The sequence below is a fragment of the Treponema sp. R8-4-B8 genome (genome assembly GCF_054786175.1).
In genome coordinates this window covers 38,458-50,661 of the sequence record NZ_BDHE01000487.1, presented here as the reverse complement: position 1 = coordinate 50,661, position 12,204 = coordinate 38,458, and the positions used below count along the sequence as shown (strand labels likewise).

The following is a 12,204-nucleotide window of genomic DNA, read 5'->3' as shown; positions in this document are numbered from 1 at the left end:
ACCTACTATGGTTTTGGGATCAAAGTCATTGTCAATAATTTATTGGAAATTGTCTTGATCGTATTGCCGCAGATAGGAGACATACAGAACATTATATTTTTTGGCAAATTGATCCAACCGCCTTTTTAACTCCTGATAATTCTGATTTTTTGTATCTTCAACAGTATGGTAACGATCCAATTCTTCAACGCTGACATATTGCGCCGCCGCCTGCGCCACTGCCATTAAATGATTCTGAGTCGCCTCAGTAATCATTTTCTCGTAATGGTTTACATGAATATTCACCACTATCGAAACCAGCAGCACCATCAATGCTGAAATAAAAAATAGACTCTGCGTCAGCTGTATCCCAATCGCTTTCGTCAATTTTTCCAAAAATGAATTTGGATTTGAGGATTTTTGTTTTTTACTCATATATCTTTCCTATAAAAATAATATTATCATATTTTTGATAATTTGACAATTCCACATTAATAATATCCAACATGGTTAATATTGATATGTTCGACTTTATACCGCTAGACAAACCCCCGTAAAATCGCTACACTTTACTTACTGGCAGTATGTCTGAGCTGCCGCCCAATTCAAACTGTCAGACTATGGAGGACTTTTTATGAGCGCCACAATACGGCTCAAAAGATTTGGAACAAAGAAGCGGCCTTATTACCGCATTGTTGTTATGGACAAACAAGCGCCTCGGGATGGAAAAACCATTGAGGAGCTTGGCTACTATCACCCCATCGAAGCGGAAGACAAGCAGATTGTTTTTGACGTGGAAAAGGCTAAAGCATGGCTTGCGAAAGGCGCGATTGTTTCCGATACGGTACGCAGACTCTTCAACAAAAAGAATGTTTCCGTAAAATAATAAAGAAACACATATTGTTTGTATGCCCGTAATGGGCAAAGGTAATACAATGGAAAAAGATTTAATCGAATATCTTGCGAAATCCCTTGTGGACGATCCTTCACAGGTGCAGGTAAATATTGTCGAGGGCGAAAAATCCACTATTTTGGAACTGCGGGTAGCTGAGAAAGATATTGGCAAAGTAATCGGCAAACACGGACGCATCGCAAAGGCAATAAGGACTGTGTTGCAAGCGGCCAGCGCCAGAACCGGTAAACACACAGTACTGGAAATATTGGACTGATACGGCAAATGACCGAAAAGTTCATTATTGGACTAGTTGGTGCTCCTTTTGGCGTTAAAGGTTTTGTAAAAGTTAATCCCTTATCCGGGGAAATCGGTCACCTTCTAAAATTAAAATCGGTAGTCGTTAGCAAGGACGGCAAAGAGCAATCTCTTCAAATTGAAGAAATTACCCCCGCTCCGCCCTCAGTACTGATGCGTTTTGCCGGATTTGACAGCCCTGAAAAGGCTAAAACCATAAACGGGGCGCAATTAATCGCCGGACGTGAGCAAGCCGCTCCCTTAGGCGATGATGAGTTTTATATAGAAGATTTAAAAGGGCTTCCGGTAATTTTTTCCGGCGCGGAAGAGGAAAATGGCGCAAGCGAGATAATTGTCGGTTCTATTACCGATATAATCGAAGGCGGTAACGGGGAACTGGCGGAAATTAAACTTTTGAACGGCGAAAAACGTTTGGTTCCTTTTAGAAAGGAGTTTTTTTCTGAGATTAGCCCGCAGAGGGGTAGGGTGGTGATTAAAAATCTTTGGGTTTTGGAGTGAAAGAGGGATAGTAGTGGTTAGTAGGTAGTTTGTGCTGTTAGTAAGCTAAGAGTATTGGCAACAATTCCAGTTTACTAGCAATAACACTAATTACTAACCACTTCTTTATTACAACTGGGCAATAGTCTCCGAGGAGAGACCGGTGTACTTACTAATCTGAGATACGGGCATATTATCAGCTTTCATTTTTCGGGCGTTTTCGAGTTTTTCTTCTTTACGGCCTTTTTCTTCAGCATCTGCCATGCCGCTCCGCCAGTCAAGTTCGCTTTTTATCAGAGTAGTCATTCGCGCATATTCTATTTCGTCTTTGGTGATATTTATCAAAGTGTCTACCGCCATCGCTATGCCCTCCTCTCGGTTGGTTATCTCAATTATTTTAGCCCTTTTTTCAGGATCTGTCAAATATTGAAAAAATACCGCCCACAGTTCCGCGTTTGTCATTTCTTCAACAGACTTTTCGGCTACGAGTTCTGTTTTTACCAATTCTATGGTGATTATTTTAGTTCTTCCGCCCAGCGAAATACGATTGTTCAAATCGCAATACGAGAAATTGTGAACGAAGTTTTCATCATTGTAAAATTTCTTATTCGCCAGAATCGCGATTTGATAGGTTTCCTTCAAATCATTATATTTTTTATCTATTCCGTGAATGCCCTGTCCTACGAATAACTTTGAAACATAATACTCAAGCCGTACAGGTTCGCTCGCGATTGGGTTGAATGCCATCTCAACGTTAACAAGCTCGCCATTCTTTGTTTTACAGGCTACGTCGAAACGCAAATACCGCTGCCTCAAATCGTCAACAGGCGGCTCATTGGCAATAATGGTTTCCACCTCAACAGTTCGCCCTATAAGCGCAGAAATCAAGTCAGACAACGCGCCTCTTGACGCTGACGTGTCTTTGGTGAATACGGCTTTGAACACCGGGTCATAGCGGATGTCCAAGATACGCTCCCCGTCCCTGAAAGGGAAGGGGCCCCACTCGTAAATAGCAGGATTTTGATTGATTGTTTCCATAAACAACTCCATAATAGTTTTTTCCCGCCTGACCACTTGCAAGCGGTCAGGCTCCTATATATGGCGTGAGAGTGCTGTTTTGCTTGACCGAAAATGAAAATTTTTCGAAAAATTTCACACTAAGATCACGAAGGGACAAAGAACACAAAGAGGGATTAGGAATTAATCAATATTTTTAACAATTTTACGAATTGCATTTCATTTTCGGATTATGTTATATAACTTTTATAAACTGTTTCAAGAGCAATGTTTACATGTTTCTTAAAATCTTTGGAAATTCGATTAATTATGGTATTTTGCTCATTAAAGGAAATGTCTCCTTTAAATAATTCCCAAATTTCAATTTCAAGAGCGTTTGCTATATTACAAAGTGTTCCTGCTTGCGGATAGTTATTACCTCGTTCAATATTTGATAAAAATGTTATTGAAATATTGGCTTTTTCAGCTAAATCAGCCTGTGAAAACTGCCTGCGAAGGCGAAAAAACTTTATATTTTTCCCTAAAATCCCTTTGAGTTTCTTTTCTTCCATAATATGATATTCGCTTTATTAATTCAAATTTGTTTATATTCACTTGACAACAATCTTATACTTCTATATATTATTGAAATATAAGATTTATATAAAAGAAAGGAGTTTTTAATTAAAAATAAATTTTTACGGTTTCAAGTTTTATTGCTAGTTAGTTGGTTAATTATTGAAGATTGTAAATATCATGGAGGATAATGTGAAAAAGGTATTTTTAATAATTTTATTATCTTTTGTTTTCATAGGATTTACCTATGCTGATCCGGCTGTAAGAAATCAATTTAATGGTACATGGAGCGGTAATTTTATTGGGCGTGGCTCTGGTGGCGGAGATCAGGTCTTCTTAAAGATAGAAATAACTAATAGTAGAGTAATTTCATATAACAAAACTTGGGATGACAACGGTAAAGAGTTATGGATTCCGTCTGAGACTGATGAAGATTATTATCTTTACGCTGGAAATAATCTTATTTATTCGTTTGTAAGCAAAAGTTGGAATTATTCACGTGCTGTTGTTATTAGTTTATCATATATTAATCCAAGAACCCTACATGTTTTCTACATGACTCATGATAATGAATATCAAACTGGACAAAGTAATGAAGTTTACTTTTTTTCCGGTGAAGGACAACTACGGAAAGATTATTAAAATTTTTTATTTTAAATAATTAAATACTACCGTATGAGTAATATATGGTATTATATAAAGGAGTAAAATTAATGAAAACACAGTATATTAAAACAATTTTGTTTTTTATATTAATCTCTATTTGTTCAAACATTTTTGGAGAGGATACTAAAAACATTTCTATATACACGGTTGGTTATTATGCAAATTCTAATAATAATTGGAGAGCATGTTTTTGGAAAAACACTGTGCGTACAGATCTCAAAACCCCGGTTGGAGAAACAACTTCTACCGCAAGTGGAATAACTATCGCAAACGGTACAGTATATACAGCAGGGTATTTGGGATGGGATTCAACAAAGGCTTGTTATTGGACAGGTACAATGTGTACAGATCTGCATCCTACTGGAGCATAGAGTTCCAAGGCAAATGTAATCACAGTTATAGATGGTACAGTATATGTAGGCGGTTATTATAGAGAATCTGGTGTTTTAAAAGCCTGTTATTGGATAGATACTGTACGAACAGACTTAAATATCCCTGCTGGAGCAAAAAGTCCTGTTATCACTGGAATCACAGTTTATAACGGAAAAATATTTACCTCAGGTTATTATACAAGATCGACAGGTTGGGCTACAGCCTGTTATTGGATTGGAACAGAGTATGTAAATCTGCATCCTGCTGAAGCATCGAATTCTTGGGCTGAAGGAATTATAATAGAAAACGGCATAGTTTATACTGCGGGCAGTTATGTTGATTCTGGTTTTAGGAAGCCTTGTTATTGGATTGGCACATCGTGTTCAAACCTGAATATTCCTGCTGGGGTATTATACCCTTCTGCTGTTGCAATTATGGTTGTAGGTGGTACAGTATACACCGTAGGTAATTATAAAGAGTCCAATATTGATAAAGCCTGTTATTGGACAAATACAACTCGTACAGACTTGGATTCGCAATCATTAGCTGATGGAATCACTATTAAAAACGACACAATTTACATTGCAGGTCGTCATATAAATAATTCTATGTTCAGACCTTATTATTGGGTTGGAACAAAGCGTACAGACCTTCCATTTATTGATAATATGTGGATAAGTGATATACTCATTGTGGTTGAATAACATAGGGCACTATTAGGTGATTGACACCCTGAGGCTTGCGTAAACACTGTAGGTGTTTCTACAAATTGGATGATGATTGACACCTTTTCTATTAGCGCCATAAGATGTATGCCCAATAAATCCTTGAGTACAGTCAGGGCAGGGCTGCGGGTGGCAAAAACATCTTCTGTGGGTTCCCCGACGTAGAGACTTTGGAATAAAACAAAGAAAATTCAGAGAATAATGTCCGGCGACAAACCCTAGATAAAGCTTTCTACCTACGCTGTTCAGTCGCCGGAAAGGCTCGGAGTCGGGTTCCCCCAGAGTTTTTGCCACCCGCAGCCCTGCCCTGACTGTACTAAATAAATTCTTTGGGCATACATCGTTTTACCTCTTAGAAAAAAGTAGAAATAATCTCGCTCAAACTTTAGAACGTATATCTTTTTGCTTTATATTTCATTTTCTCTTAAAATTATTTTTTTTAACAACAAATCTTCTAAATTTCTTCTTCCGTCTATTACCAGCATTATATATACATAATCATTTTCAATTTTATATATTATCTTCCAATATTCAACTATTATTTCTCTATAAATTAAATATCCGTATTTTTCCAATTCAGGAACAATTCTATACCGCTCGGGAAACATATCCAAATTTTTAACATTCTTTTCTATACTGTCTAATATTTTTATTGCATAATCTATATTTGTTTTTGAGATATAATCAATAATATCGTTTATGTCTTCCCTTGCGGGCGCAGTCCATTTTATGAAATATTTTTTATCCATTATTTTGACCAATTTTTTTTCTTAATTCTAAAAATACTTGGTCATTATCATAAACTTTTCCTTCTCGGATAGATTTCTCGGAAAACTGTAATAATTTCATTAAAGATAATGCATTGATCATATCCTGATATGATTCAATGTCCAGAAAGACCCCTTTTGCTTCACCATGTTGAGTAATAATTATTGGATTTTTACATTTATTGATATAGTCAATCATTTCCGCCGCATTTGTCTTTATATAGGAAATTGGTTTTACATCTTCTTTTAAATTAACATTCATAAAAACCTCCAAAGGTAAGTACTTTAATAATACCAAAGAAAGACTGTTTTATCAAGTCTTTTTTTGATGTGTTTTAGTGGGCAAGTAATTCGCTTTTTTTTATCTATTACCAAACCAACGGCTTTAAAAGTTACCAAAAAACCGCGCCAGCGGATAGCGGCAGACTCTGTTTCAAGCACGAGATCTGCATTGAAAGTTCCTCTTTTTGCTCATAAAGGGTAACTGTGACGTAGAGAGCTTCCTTATCTTTGGATTCTAGAATGAAATACACACTTTTAACCCTATTTCCCGAAATTACCGACGCTTTTTTTATTGACATACAATCAACATAGTGATATACATAATATATTGGGGCGGTGGGAGATATTGTGGCAATCAAATTTAACCACACAAGGGAGATATTAGCAATAAGAGATGGATTTCCCAAGTATTATGAGGCACATACGTCTACAAAAGTTCAGTGGGAAGTTGATTTTGCCGAAAATGATTTTAGGAGTGCGTATACTAAAGATAAAGGAAGGGATGAAAAGTTGGTATTATCAACAAAAATCCTGATTGAATCAAAGAGTATACCAGTTACATTCATTGAAAACGCTGAAGGAGCATTAGAAATTAAAGTTAATAGGGAAACGGTTTATATAATAAAACCGAGAGGGCGAATAAGCCAAAGCTTAATAATCGCTTTTACCCGTTCTATAATAAGGGAACAAAAATGACGAAAAAAGATGAAGCTGTATTTGCCAAAGCATTTGAAAAAATGGAAGCGAAAGGCTATTTTACAGAACTGCGAACAAAAGCCAAGGCTAAACCTAAAACCAAATCCAATGCCAAAACAACGGTTTTAAAGGCTACCAAAAAACCGCGCCAGCGGATAGTGGCAGACTCTGTTTCTGGCACGAGGTCTGCGTTGAAAGTTCCTCTTGTTGCTCATAAAGGGTAACTGCGATGTAGAGAGCTTCCTTATCTTTGTGTTTTAGAATGAAAAATGGGAATCTCTAAAAACCGGTTGTTTTTATCGGTTCCATTGCTGTTTTTCCCTTTTTTTGATGTTCAACGCCTTTGCGCCTAAACATGTACGTTTTACGGCTCTGTATAAAAAATTATACACTCGTATTATTATATTATATGTAATTACTGTTAATCATGGGAGCGCTTTTTACCCTTATGGGTTGAATCCGCCCCTTGTTTTTTAACAGCTTCTACCAGTTGTTTAATTTGTAAGACAATATAGTCCTTAAAAGGAGGGTCAAGTTCATGAAAAACATCCAAAAGTTGTTTAAGTTGTATATCAGGCAGGTCTTCTCTGAACATTTTCCCTTTTCCAGTAAGAAGAAACTCTTTTTTCACGCCATACTGTGAACAAATCAGGGCGATAATACGGTCATTGACAGGTCTTTTTCCACCCTCTATTTGAGCGTAATAGGACTGGCTCACAAAGATGCCCTTGCAAAAGTCTCTTTGTGTTATGCCTAATGCTTCCCTTACGGCGATAAACCTGTCCTGAATCGTAGCAATCATACTTTTTCCCTTATCAATATAGAAGAATAAAAAGGAAAAAGCAAGCAATCTCATTTTTCTGCCATTTATTTGGCCGTGTATAGTTATGCCCAAAGGCATAAAACAATAGTTCGCATGAACTATTGACAAATACTCTATGCAATCTTAATATATTGCTATGGGTACTTAAAAGGAAGTGTAATATGAACAGCAAAGACCAAAAAGTATCTGATTATGTTAGTAAAGCCTACAAGGATTTACCTCTCGAAATGCGTGTTAGGGTAAATATGACGGCAAGCGAACTTCTGGAAATCCAGAGGAAAAACAAGGTTTTAGTTGAGGATGGAGGAGATCTGTCTTCGTATGAGGATGGGGGAAACCTTGGACGGGTAGGCAAGGAATAACATGAAAAGTAAATTTATCGGCGTAAAGAAACTTACGCTCTATAAACTTTATAGTCGTGTGGATGTCGGTTATAAAGGAACGCGAAGACTAGAAATGAAGCCCAATGATAATAAAAATGAGAAAGTTTTTTTGAGTGATATAAATGCTAAAACAGTATCAGGTACCGCTATGAAAAAACGATGGGGAATTCTGTTTCTTTTGATTATGGCTTTATTGTCGTCCTGCGCCAGTATAGGTAGTGTTAGCAAAGGCGGCGGGAGTGGGGCGGGTGTTTCCCTGCTGGAGGCTGTGGAGCAGTCGGCGGATAAAATCGCGACGAACCTGCCCAAAGGCAGCCGCGTGGCTATCGTCGCGTTTGAATCCGAGAGTGACAACCTTTCGGACTTTATTATGGAAGAACTCACAGGTGCGCTCGTTGACCGAGGCATTGAGGTGGCGGACAGGCAGAACCTTGCCTACGTGTACAAGGAGCTTAACTTCCAGATGTCCGGGGACGTAAGTGATGAGACCGCCCAGTCCGTTGGCAAGTTCCTTGGGGCGCAGATGGTCATAACCGGGCAGTTGACCGGCCTCGGCGGTTCCTACCGTTTCAGGGCAAGCGCGATCCAAGTGGAAAAGGACACGCTGAGTAGCGTTACTCGGCTTATGGTGCGTAACGACAGGGAAACGAAAAACATGATTGCGACCCTTGCCAAACAAAAGACTACTGTTAAAACCGCCAAGTACGGAGTAACCGAAACAACCACGCCGCAGACAGCCGGAACCTTTCTTGACCGAGGTATTTTGTTTGCCAGCCGGGGCAATTACGAAATGGCAATCGCCGACTTTACCGAAGCTCTGAAGCTGAACCCGAACATGGGCGCAGCCTATAGTCTGCGAGGCAGGGCATGGTACGCCAGCGTGTCAAGAGTAACCGACGTAGGCACTAATTTCAGCTACATCAATACAATCTCAACCAACGGAAAGGCTACGGCGGACCAGACTCGCGCTTACGATTTAGCAATAGCGGATTTTACCGCCGCGCTCCAACTTGATCCAAATAACGCCCATATCTACATTGAACGGGGCAATGCGTACAGCGACAAGGGCGACTATGACCGGGCCATAGCGGACTATAACCAGGCGCTCCGGCTGAATCCCAATTATGCCAATGCGTATAACAACCGGGGCATTGCGTACAAAAACAAGGGCGATTATGACCGGGCCATCGCGGACTATAACCAGGCTATCAAGCTATACCCCTATTTCGCAGAAGCGTATAACAACCGGGGCTTTGCATACGATGCCAAGGGCGATTATGACCGGGCCATCGAGGACTATAATCAGGCGATCCGGCTGAACCCCAATTACGCCGTCGCGTATAACAACCGGGGTAATACGTACTATAACAAGGGCGACTATGACCGTGCCATTGAGGACTATAATCAGGCGATCCGGCTGAACCCCAATTACGCCGTCGCGTATAACAACCGGGGCATGGTGTATCACATGAATAAAGACTGTGACCGTGCCATCGAGGACTATAATCAGGCGATCCGGCTGAACCCCAATTACACCGTCGCGTATAACAACCGGGGCTCTGCATACGATGCCAAGGGCGACTATGACAGGGCCATAGCGGACTACGGCGAGGCGATCCGGCTTAACCCCAATTACGCCGTTGCGTATTATAGTCGGGGCAACATGTATTACATGAAAAAAGACTATGACCGAGCCATCGCGGACCATAGTCAGACTATCAAGCTAGACCCCAATGATGCCTTTTCGTATATCAACCGGGGCATGGCGTATCACATGAATAAAGACTATGACCGGGCCATCGCGGACTATGAGGCGGCGCTACGGATTAACCCGAACGATGCCAATGCAAAGACATTGCTTGAAAACGCGCGGAAGGCGCGGGGAAGGTAGGGTACGTTAGGGAAAAGTGGTAGTAGGTAACGCAGTGGTGATTGTCACCACTTTTGCCAAGTGCCGTTATGCGACATTTATACACTACTGGTGGTGAAGGTCTTATCAAACAGGGAGCAGAGCTGTTAGCTGTCGTTCCCTGTTTAGAAGATAAAGTTGAGAAAAACAAACAAGGAGAAGGAAAATGGATAAAGGAAAAGTATTTCATAATATAACTGATGTTGTAGATAAGAATATTCTACATGGTATTCTTGAACGAGATATACTTCATATAAACGATAATATAAGTTTTAAAAATAAGGTCGATGTTTTTAATAGCCTTTTTAATAAAAATTATAAACAAGGTTTTGCGTGCTTTGGAAAATGTTACTTCAAAATTAGTGAGAAAAAATATATATGGTTTCCTCCTCTTGATAAACGTCATGGTGTTTGGATAAATACTATGCCGGATGAACTGCACTTGCACCAAATATTTTGCGGTGAGCCAAAAGGCCATATAAGCAATCCGCTGAATGTAGAAAGAGCTATTTTTTCAAAAAAGCCCAATGATAATTATAAATTTACAGGAGTATTTATTAATGATGGCGTTGATGGTAATACTGAAAAAATGAAACGTATATCGCCAGAAATGCGGATTTCCGAATGGATTAGGTAACGCAACTGTCTGTTACCGCTTTTTCATAGTGCCGTCAGGCGACATTTATACGCTAGGGGCGGTGTAGTGGTAGTGAATAGCAATTTTTGTAAGCCAGATAAATCTCCCAAACAACAAAACTATCCGCTAATTACTACATTTAAACAGTCTCACTCCACGAGCATTTCATTAATAACATTTTTTACTTCTGTTATTTTATTTGGACTGAGCTTTCCAAGTTTTTTAATGGCGCGTCTTTTATCTAAAGCCCTGATTTGATCCAGGACAATCCAGCCTTTTTTGCCTTTAAATGTCAACGGTACGCGAGTAGGGTAAGCGTGCGATTTTGTCGTCATTGGCGCGATAATAATAGTTGAAATGTGTTGATTCATTTCATTCGGGGAAATAATCACGCAAGGACGAGTCTTTTTTATCTCATGCCCAATCGTTGGTTCCAGATTAACAAGACAGATTGAGTATTGTTCCATCACCAAACCCATTCAAAAGTTTCGTCGTCAATATTTTCAGGAAGTAATAATTTTTCCGCTTTGTCATCCGGCTTTTTTGAAAAGGCTTCACTCCAACCTTGCCGTGGCCTTTTTTTTACGCCTTTAATTATTAATTTATCTTTATTGATAATTAATTCCACTTCATCTTTTATTTTCAATTCATGGAAAATTCTTTTAGGTAATCTGATACCGCGAGAATTGCCAATTTGGATAACAGAAGCCAACATAATTACACCTCAATATTGTAATTATATTGTAATTACAAAAACTGTCAAGTAGGTGATTAGTGAATAGCAGATAGTGAATAGTGGATAGTGAATAGTAAATAGTAAGTCTGGTAAGTAAGATAATCTCCCAGTAACGCAACTGTATCTGACACCAAAATAATGACACAGATGAGTTACCTACTATGCCCCCACCTGCGTTCTAAGATGTATCTTCAGGCGGCAAATGCCAATAATGATGAAAACGAATAAAAAGATAACATTAAGCCTAAAAACAGCTTAAATCGGGGTAAATTCTCCCTAACCAACAGTAGAACTCCCCAATCTTTAAGTAACTTGCAAAAGTTTTATAACACAGTATATACTTGTAATATGACAGTAACAGTTGAAGTTATTAATGACAAAGCGTTAAATCTCCTTTCAGATATGGAACATCTTGATCTAATACGGGTAAATGTTCCGCCTCAAACCACTTCCAGTCCGAATCCATATACTCATCTAGCAGGAGCGTTAAAACTCTCTGATAAACAGTATGAATGTTATCAAAAAACCTTGCAGGAAGGTCGGAACGAATGGGACAGGGATATTTTTTAGATTCAAACGTTATTATCGGATACCTCGCAGGGCGAATTCCTTCACATGGTATGAAGATTGTGTCTGAAATTATCAGTAATAGACCTAATATTTCCGTTATTTCACAGATAGAAGTATTAAGATTCAACGATACTCCGGAAAATGAAGCTGTTTTGGAAGAATTTATAAATATGTCTAAAATTTATCCTTTAAGCAACAATGTTATTGAACGCACTATTAAATTATGCAAACAGATTAAAATTAAATTACCGGACGCAATAATCGCGGCAACCGCTTTGCTTGAAGGTTTTACTTTGGTTACTCGTAATATTAGCGATTTTAAGAAAATACCCGATCTTATACTCGTAAACCCTTGGGATAATCCTGTTACTGAAACTTAAGAAAACCCCTTGTTTATTAA

21 protein-coding genes are annotated in these 12,204 nt (G+C 38.8%); 13 read left to right on the top strand and 8 right to left on the bottom strand.

The window, feature by feature from the left end:
* Positions 1–39: 39 nt before the first annotated feature.
* Positions 40–414: a hypothetical protein gene (locus tag ACYVRA_RS13390; protein ID WP_461253219.1), complete on the bottom strand. Its 375-nt coding sequence runs from the start codon at positions 412–414 to the stop codon at positions 40–42.
* A gap of 199 nt (positions 415–613) precedes the next feature.
* Here ACYVRA_RS13390 and rpsP point away from each other — a divergent pair, with 199 nt between their 5' ends.
* From rpsP to rimM, 3 genes are read left to right on the top strand one after another with little or no spacing between them, the layout of a single operon-like run.
* Positions 614–865, top strand: a complete 252-nt coding sequence (gene rpsP, locus ACYVRA_RS13385) for a 30S ribosomal protein S16 (RefSeq protein WP_461253218.1) — start codon at positions 614–616, stop codon at positions 863–865.
* Positions 866–914: 49 nt separating this feature from the next.
* Positions 915–1,148: a KH domain-containing protein gene (locus ACYVRA_RS13380; protein WP_461253462.1), complete on the top strand. Its 234-nt coding sequence runs from the start codon at positions 915–917 to the stop codon at positions 1,146–1,148.
* Positions 1,149–1,156: 8 nt separating this feature from the next.
* Positions 1,157–1,687 carry a ribosome maturation factor RimM gene (rimM, locus tag ACYVRA_RS13375; protein ID WP_461253217.1) on the top strand — a complete coding sequence of 177 codons (531 nt, stop codon included), beginning with the start codon at positions 1,157–1,159 and terminating at the stop codon, positions 1,685–1,687.
* Positions 1,688–1,795: 108 nt separating this feature from the next.
* Here the strand turns inward: rimM and ACYVRA_RS13370 are convergent, their stop codons facing one another.
* Together ACYVRA_RS13370 and ACYVRA_RS13365 are read right to left on the bottom strand one after the other, a co-directional pair.
* Positions 1,796–2,704 carry an Rpn family recombination-promoting nuclease/putative transposase gene (locus ACYVRA_RS13370; protein ID WP_461253216.1) on the bottom strand — a complete coding sequence of 303 codons (909 nt, stop codon included), beginning with the start codon at positions 2,702–2,704 and terminating at the stop codon, positions 1,796–1,798.
* A 209-nt stretch (positions 2,705–2,913) separates the two neighbouring features.
* Positions 2,914–3,234: a helix-turn-helix domain-containing protein gene (locus ACYVRA_RS13365; RefSeq protein WP_461253215.1), complete on the bottom strand. Its 321-nt coding sequence runs from the start codon at positions 3,232–3,234 to the stop codon at positions 2,914–2,916.
* Positions 3,235–3,430: 196 nt separating this feature from the next.
* On the opposite strand from ACYVRA_RS13365, the gene ACYVRA_RS13360 reads away from it, so the two are divergent.
* The 3 genes from ACYVRA_RS13360 (at position 3,431) to ACYVRA_RS13350 (ending at position 4,980) form a co-directional block, all read left to right on the top strand.
* The gene (locus ACYVRA_RS13360; RefSeq protein ID WP_461253214.1) at positions 3,431–3,880 is read left to right on the top strand and encodes a hypothetical protein; all 450 of its coding nucleotides are present in this window, start codon (positions 3,431–3,433) and stop codon (positions 3,878–3,880) included.
* 71 nt (positions 3,881–3,951) lie between these two features.
* The gene (locus tag ACYVRA_RS13355; protein WP_461253213.1) at positions 3,952–4,275 is read left to right on the top strand and encodes a hypothetical protein; all 324 of its coding nucleotides are present in this window, start codon (positions 3,952–3,954) and stop codon (positions 4,273–4,275) included.
* 435 nt (positions 4,276–4,710) lie between these two features.
* The gene (locus ACYVRA_RS13350) at positions 4,711–4,980 is read left to right on the top strand and encodes a hypothetical protein (RefSeq protein WP_461253212.1); all 270 of its coding nucleotides are present in this window, start codon (positions 4,711–4,713) and stop codon (positions 4,978–4,980) included.
* 428 nt (positions 4,981–5,408) lie between these two features.
* On the opposite strand, the gene ACYVRA_RS13345 is transcribed toward ACYVRA_RS13350, so the two are convergent.
* Positions 5,409–5,750, bottom strand: a complete 342-nt coding sequence (locus tag ACYVRA_RS13345) for a type II toxin-antitoxin system RelE/ParE family toxin (RefSeq protein WP_461253211.1) — start codon at positions 5,748–5,750, stop codon at positions 5,409–5,411.
* Positions 5,743–6,030 (bottom strand): type II toxin-antitoxin system Phd/YefM family antitoxin, encoded by a 288-nt coding sequence (locus ACYVRA_RS13340; protein WP_461253210.1) that lies wholly within the window; start codon positions 6,028–6,030, stop codon positions 5,743–5,745. Before ACYVRA_RS13340 ends, ACYVRA_RS13345 begins: the two co-directional genes overlap by 8 nt.
* A 368-nt stretch (positions 6,031–6,398) precedes the next feature.
* On the opposite strand from ACYVRA_RS13340, the gene ACYVRA_RS13335 reads away from it, so the two are divergent.
* Together ACYVRA_RS13335 and ACYVRA_RS13330 are read left to right on the top strand one after the other, a co-directional pair.
* The gene (locus ACYVRA_RS13335) at positions 6,399–6,746 is read left to right on the top strand and encodes a hypothetical protein (protein ID WP_461253209.1); all 348 of its coding nucleotides are present in this window, start codon (positions 6,399–6,401) and stop codon (positions 6,744–6,746) included.
* A complete protein-coding gene (locus ACYVRA_RS13330) occupies positions 6,743–6,970 on the top strand; it encodes a hypothetical protein (RefSeq protein WP_461253208.1) in 228 nt (75 codons plus the stop codon). Before ACYVRA_RS13335 ends, ACYVRA_RS13330 begins: the two co-directional genes overlap by 4 nt.
* Positions 6,971–7,167: 197 nt before the next feature.
* Here ACYVRA_RS13330 and ACYVRA_RS13325 read toward each other — a convergent pair whose 3' ends face one another.
* A complete protein-coding gene (locus ACYVRA_RS13325) occupies positions 7,168–7,548 on the bottom strand; it encodes a helix-turn-helix domain-containing protein (protein WP_461253207.1) in 381 nt (126 codons plus the stop codon).
* A 182-nt stretch (positions 7,549–7,730) separates the two neighbouring features.
* Between ACYVRA_RS13325 and ACYVRA_RS13320 the strand changes: the two genes are divergently transcribed.
* The 3 genes from ACYVRA_RS13320 (at position 7,731) to ACYVRA_RS13310 (ending at position 10,498) form a co-directional block, all read left to right on the top strand.
* Positions 7,731–7,931, top strand: coding sequence for a hypothetical protein (locus ACYVRA_RS13320; RefSeq protein ID WP_461253206.1), 201 nt, complete (start codon positions 7,731–7,733; stop codon positions 7,929–7,931).
* Between the two features lies 1 nt (position 7,932).
* Positions 7,933–9,843, top strand: coding sequence for a tetratricopeptide repeat protein (locus tag ACYVRA_RS13315; protein ID WP_461253205.1), 1,911 nt, complete (start codon positions 7,933–7,935; stop codon positions 9,841–9,843).
* A 184-nt stretch (positions 9,844–10,027) separates the two neighbouring features.
* The gene (locus ACYVRA_RS13310; RefSeq protein ID WP_461253204.1) at positions 10,028–10,498 is read left to right on the top strand and encodes a hypothetical protein; all 471 of its coding nucleotides are present in this window, start codon (positions 10,028–10,030) and stop codon (positions 10,496–10,498) included.
* 149 nt (positions 10,499–10,647) lie between these two features.
* Here the strand turns inward: ACYVRA_RS13310 and ACYVRA_RS13305 are convergent, their stop codons facing one another.
* Together ACYVRA_RS13305 and ACYVRA_RS13300 are read right to left on the bottom strand one after the other, a co-directional pair.
* Entirely contained in the window at positions 10,648–10,977 is a 330-nt protein-coding gene (locus ACYVRA_RS13305; RefSeq protein WP_461253203.1) for a type II toxin-antitoxin system PemK/MazF family toxin, read from the bottom strand.
* The gene (locus ACYVRA_RS13300) at positions 10,965–11,213 is read right to left on the bottom strand and encodes an AbrB/MazE/SpoVT family DNA-binding domain-containing protein (RefSeq protein ID WP_461253202.1); all 249 of its coding nucleotides are present in this window, start codon (positions 11,211–11,213) and stop codon (positions 10,965–10,967) included. Before ACYVRA_RS13300 ends, ACYVRA_RS13305 begins: the two co-directional genes overlap by 13 nt.
* 369 nt (positions 11,214–11,582) lie before the next feature.
* Here ACYVRA_RS13300 and ACYVRA_RS13295 point away from each other — a divergent pair, with 369 nt between their 5' ends.
* On the top strand, positions 11,583–11,804 hold the full coding sequence (locus ACYVRA_RS13295; RefSeq protein WP_461253201.1) for a hypothetical protein: 222 nt from the start codon (positions 11,583–11,585) through the stop codon (positions 11,802–11,804).
* Positions 11,747–12,184 carry a type II toxin-antitoxin system VapC family toxin gene (locus ACYVRA_RS13290; RefSeq protein ID WP_461253200.1) on the top strand — a complete coding sequence of 146 codons (438 nt, stop codon included), beginning with the start codon at positions 11,747–11,749 and terminating at the stop codon, positions 12,182–12,184. Before ACYVRA_RS13295 ends, ACYVRA_RS13290 begins: the two co-directional genes overlap by 58 nt.
* Positions 12,185–12,204 lie beyond the last annotated feature (20 nt).

Coding starts and splice junctions, on each gene's coding strand:
- ACYVRA_RS13305 (WP_461253203.1), bottom strand. CDS start 10,977: ATGGGTTTGGTGATGGAACAATACTCAATCTGTCTTGTTAATCTGGAA.
- ACYVRA_RS13300 (WP_461253202.1), bottom strand. CDS start 11,213: ATGTTGGCTTCTGTTATCCAAATTGGCAATTCTCGCGGTATCAGATTA.
- ACYVRA_RS13320 (WP_461253206.1), top strand. CDS start 7,731: ATGAACAGCAAAGACCAAAAAGTATCTGATTATGTTAGTAAAGCCTAC.
- ACYVRA_RS13315 (WP_461253205.1), top strand. CDS start 7,933: ATGAAAAGTAAATTTATCGGCGTAAAGAAACTTACGCTCTATAAACTT.
- ACYVRA_RS13350 (WP_461253212.1), top strand. CDS start 4,711: ATGGTTGTAGGTGGTACAGTATACACCGTAGGTAATTATAAAGAGTCC.
- rimM (WP_461253217.1), top strand. CDS start 1,157: ATGACCGAAAAGTTCATTATTGGACTAGTTGGTGCTCCTTTTGGCGTT.
- ACYVRA_RS13365 (WP_461253215.1), bottom strand. CDS start 3,234: ATGGAAGAAAAGAAACTCAAAGGGATTTTAGGGAAAAATATAAAGTTT.
- ACYVRA_RS13345 (WP_461253211.1), bottom strand. CDS start 5,750: ATGGATAAAAAATATTTCATAAAATGGACTGCGCCCGCAAGGGAAGAC.
- ACYVRA_RS13295 (WP_461253201.1), top strand. CDS start 11,583: ATGACAGTAACAGTTGAAGTTATTAATGACAAAGCGTTAAATCTCCTT.
- ACYVRA_RS13290 (WP_461253200.1), top strand. CDS start 11,747: ATGTTATCAAAAAACCTTGCAGGAAGGTCGGAACGAATGGGACAGGGA.
- ACYVRA_RS13355 (WP_461253213.1), top strand. CDS start 3,952: ATGAAAACACAGTATATTAAAACAATTTTGTTTTTTATATTAATCTCT.
- ACYVRA_RS13370 (WP_461253216.1), bottom strand. CDS start 2,704: ATGGAAACAATCAATCAAAATCCTGCTATTTACGAGTGGGGCCCCTTC.
- rpsP (WP_461253218.1), top strand. CDS start 614: ATGAGCGCCACAATACGGCTCAAAAGATTTGGAACAAAGAAGCGGCCT.
- ACYVRA_RS13390 (WP_461253219.1), bottom strand. CDS start 414: ATGAGTAAAAAACAAAAATCCTCAAATCCAAATTCATTTTTGGAAAAA.
- ACYVRA_RS13340 (WP_461253210.1), bottom strand. CDS start 6,030: ATGAATGTTAATTTAAAAGAAGATGTAAAACCAATTTCCTATATAAAG.
- ACYVRA_RS13380 (WP_461253462.1), top strand. CDS start 915: ATGGAAAAAGATTTAATCGAATATCTTGCGAAATCCCTTGTGGACGAT.
- ACYVRA_RS13310 (WP_461253204.1), top strand. CDS start 10,028: ATGGATAAAGGAAAAGTATTTCATAATATAACTGATGTTGTAGATAAG.
- ACYVRA_RS13325 (WP_461253207.1), bottom strand. CDS start 7,548: ATGATTGCTACGATTCAGGACAGGTTTATCGCCGTAAGGGAAGCATTA.
- ACYVRA_RS13330 (WP_461253208.1), top strand. CDS start 6,743: ATGACGAAAAAAGATGAAGCTGTATTTGCCAAAGCATTTGAAAAAATG.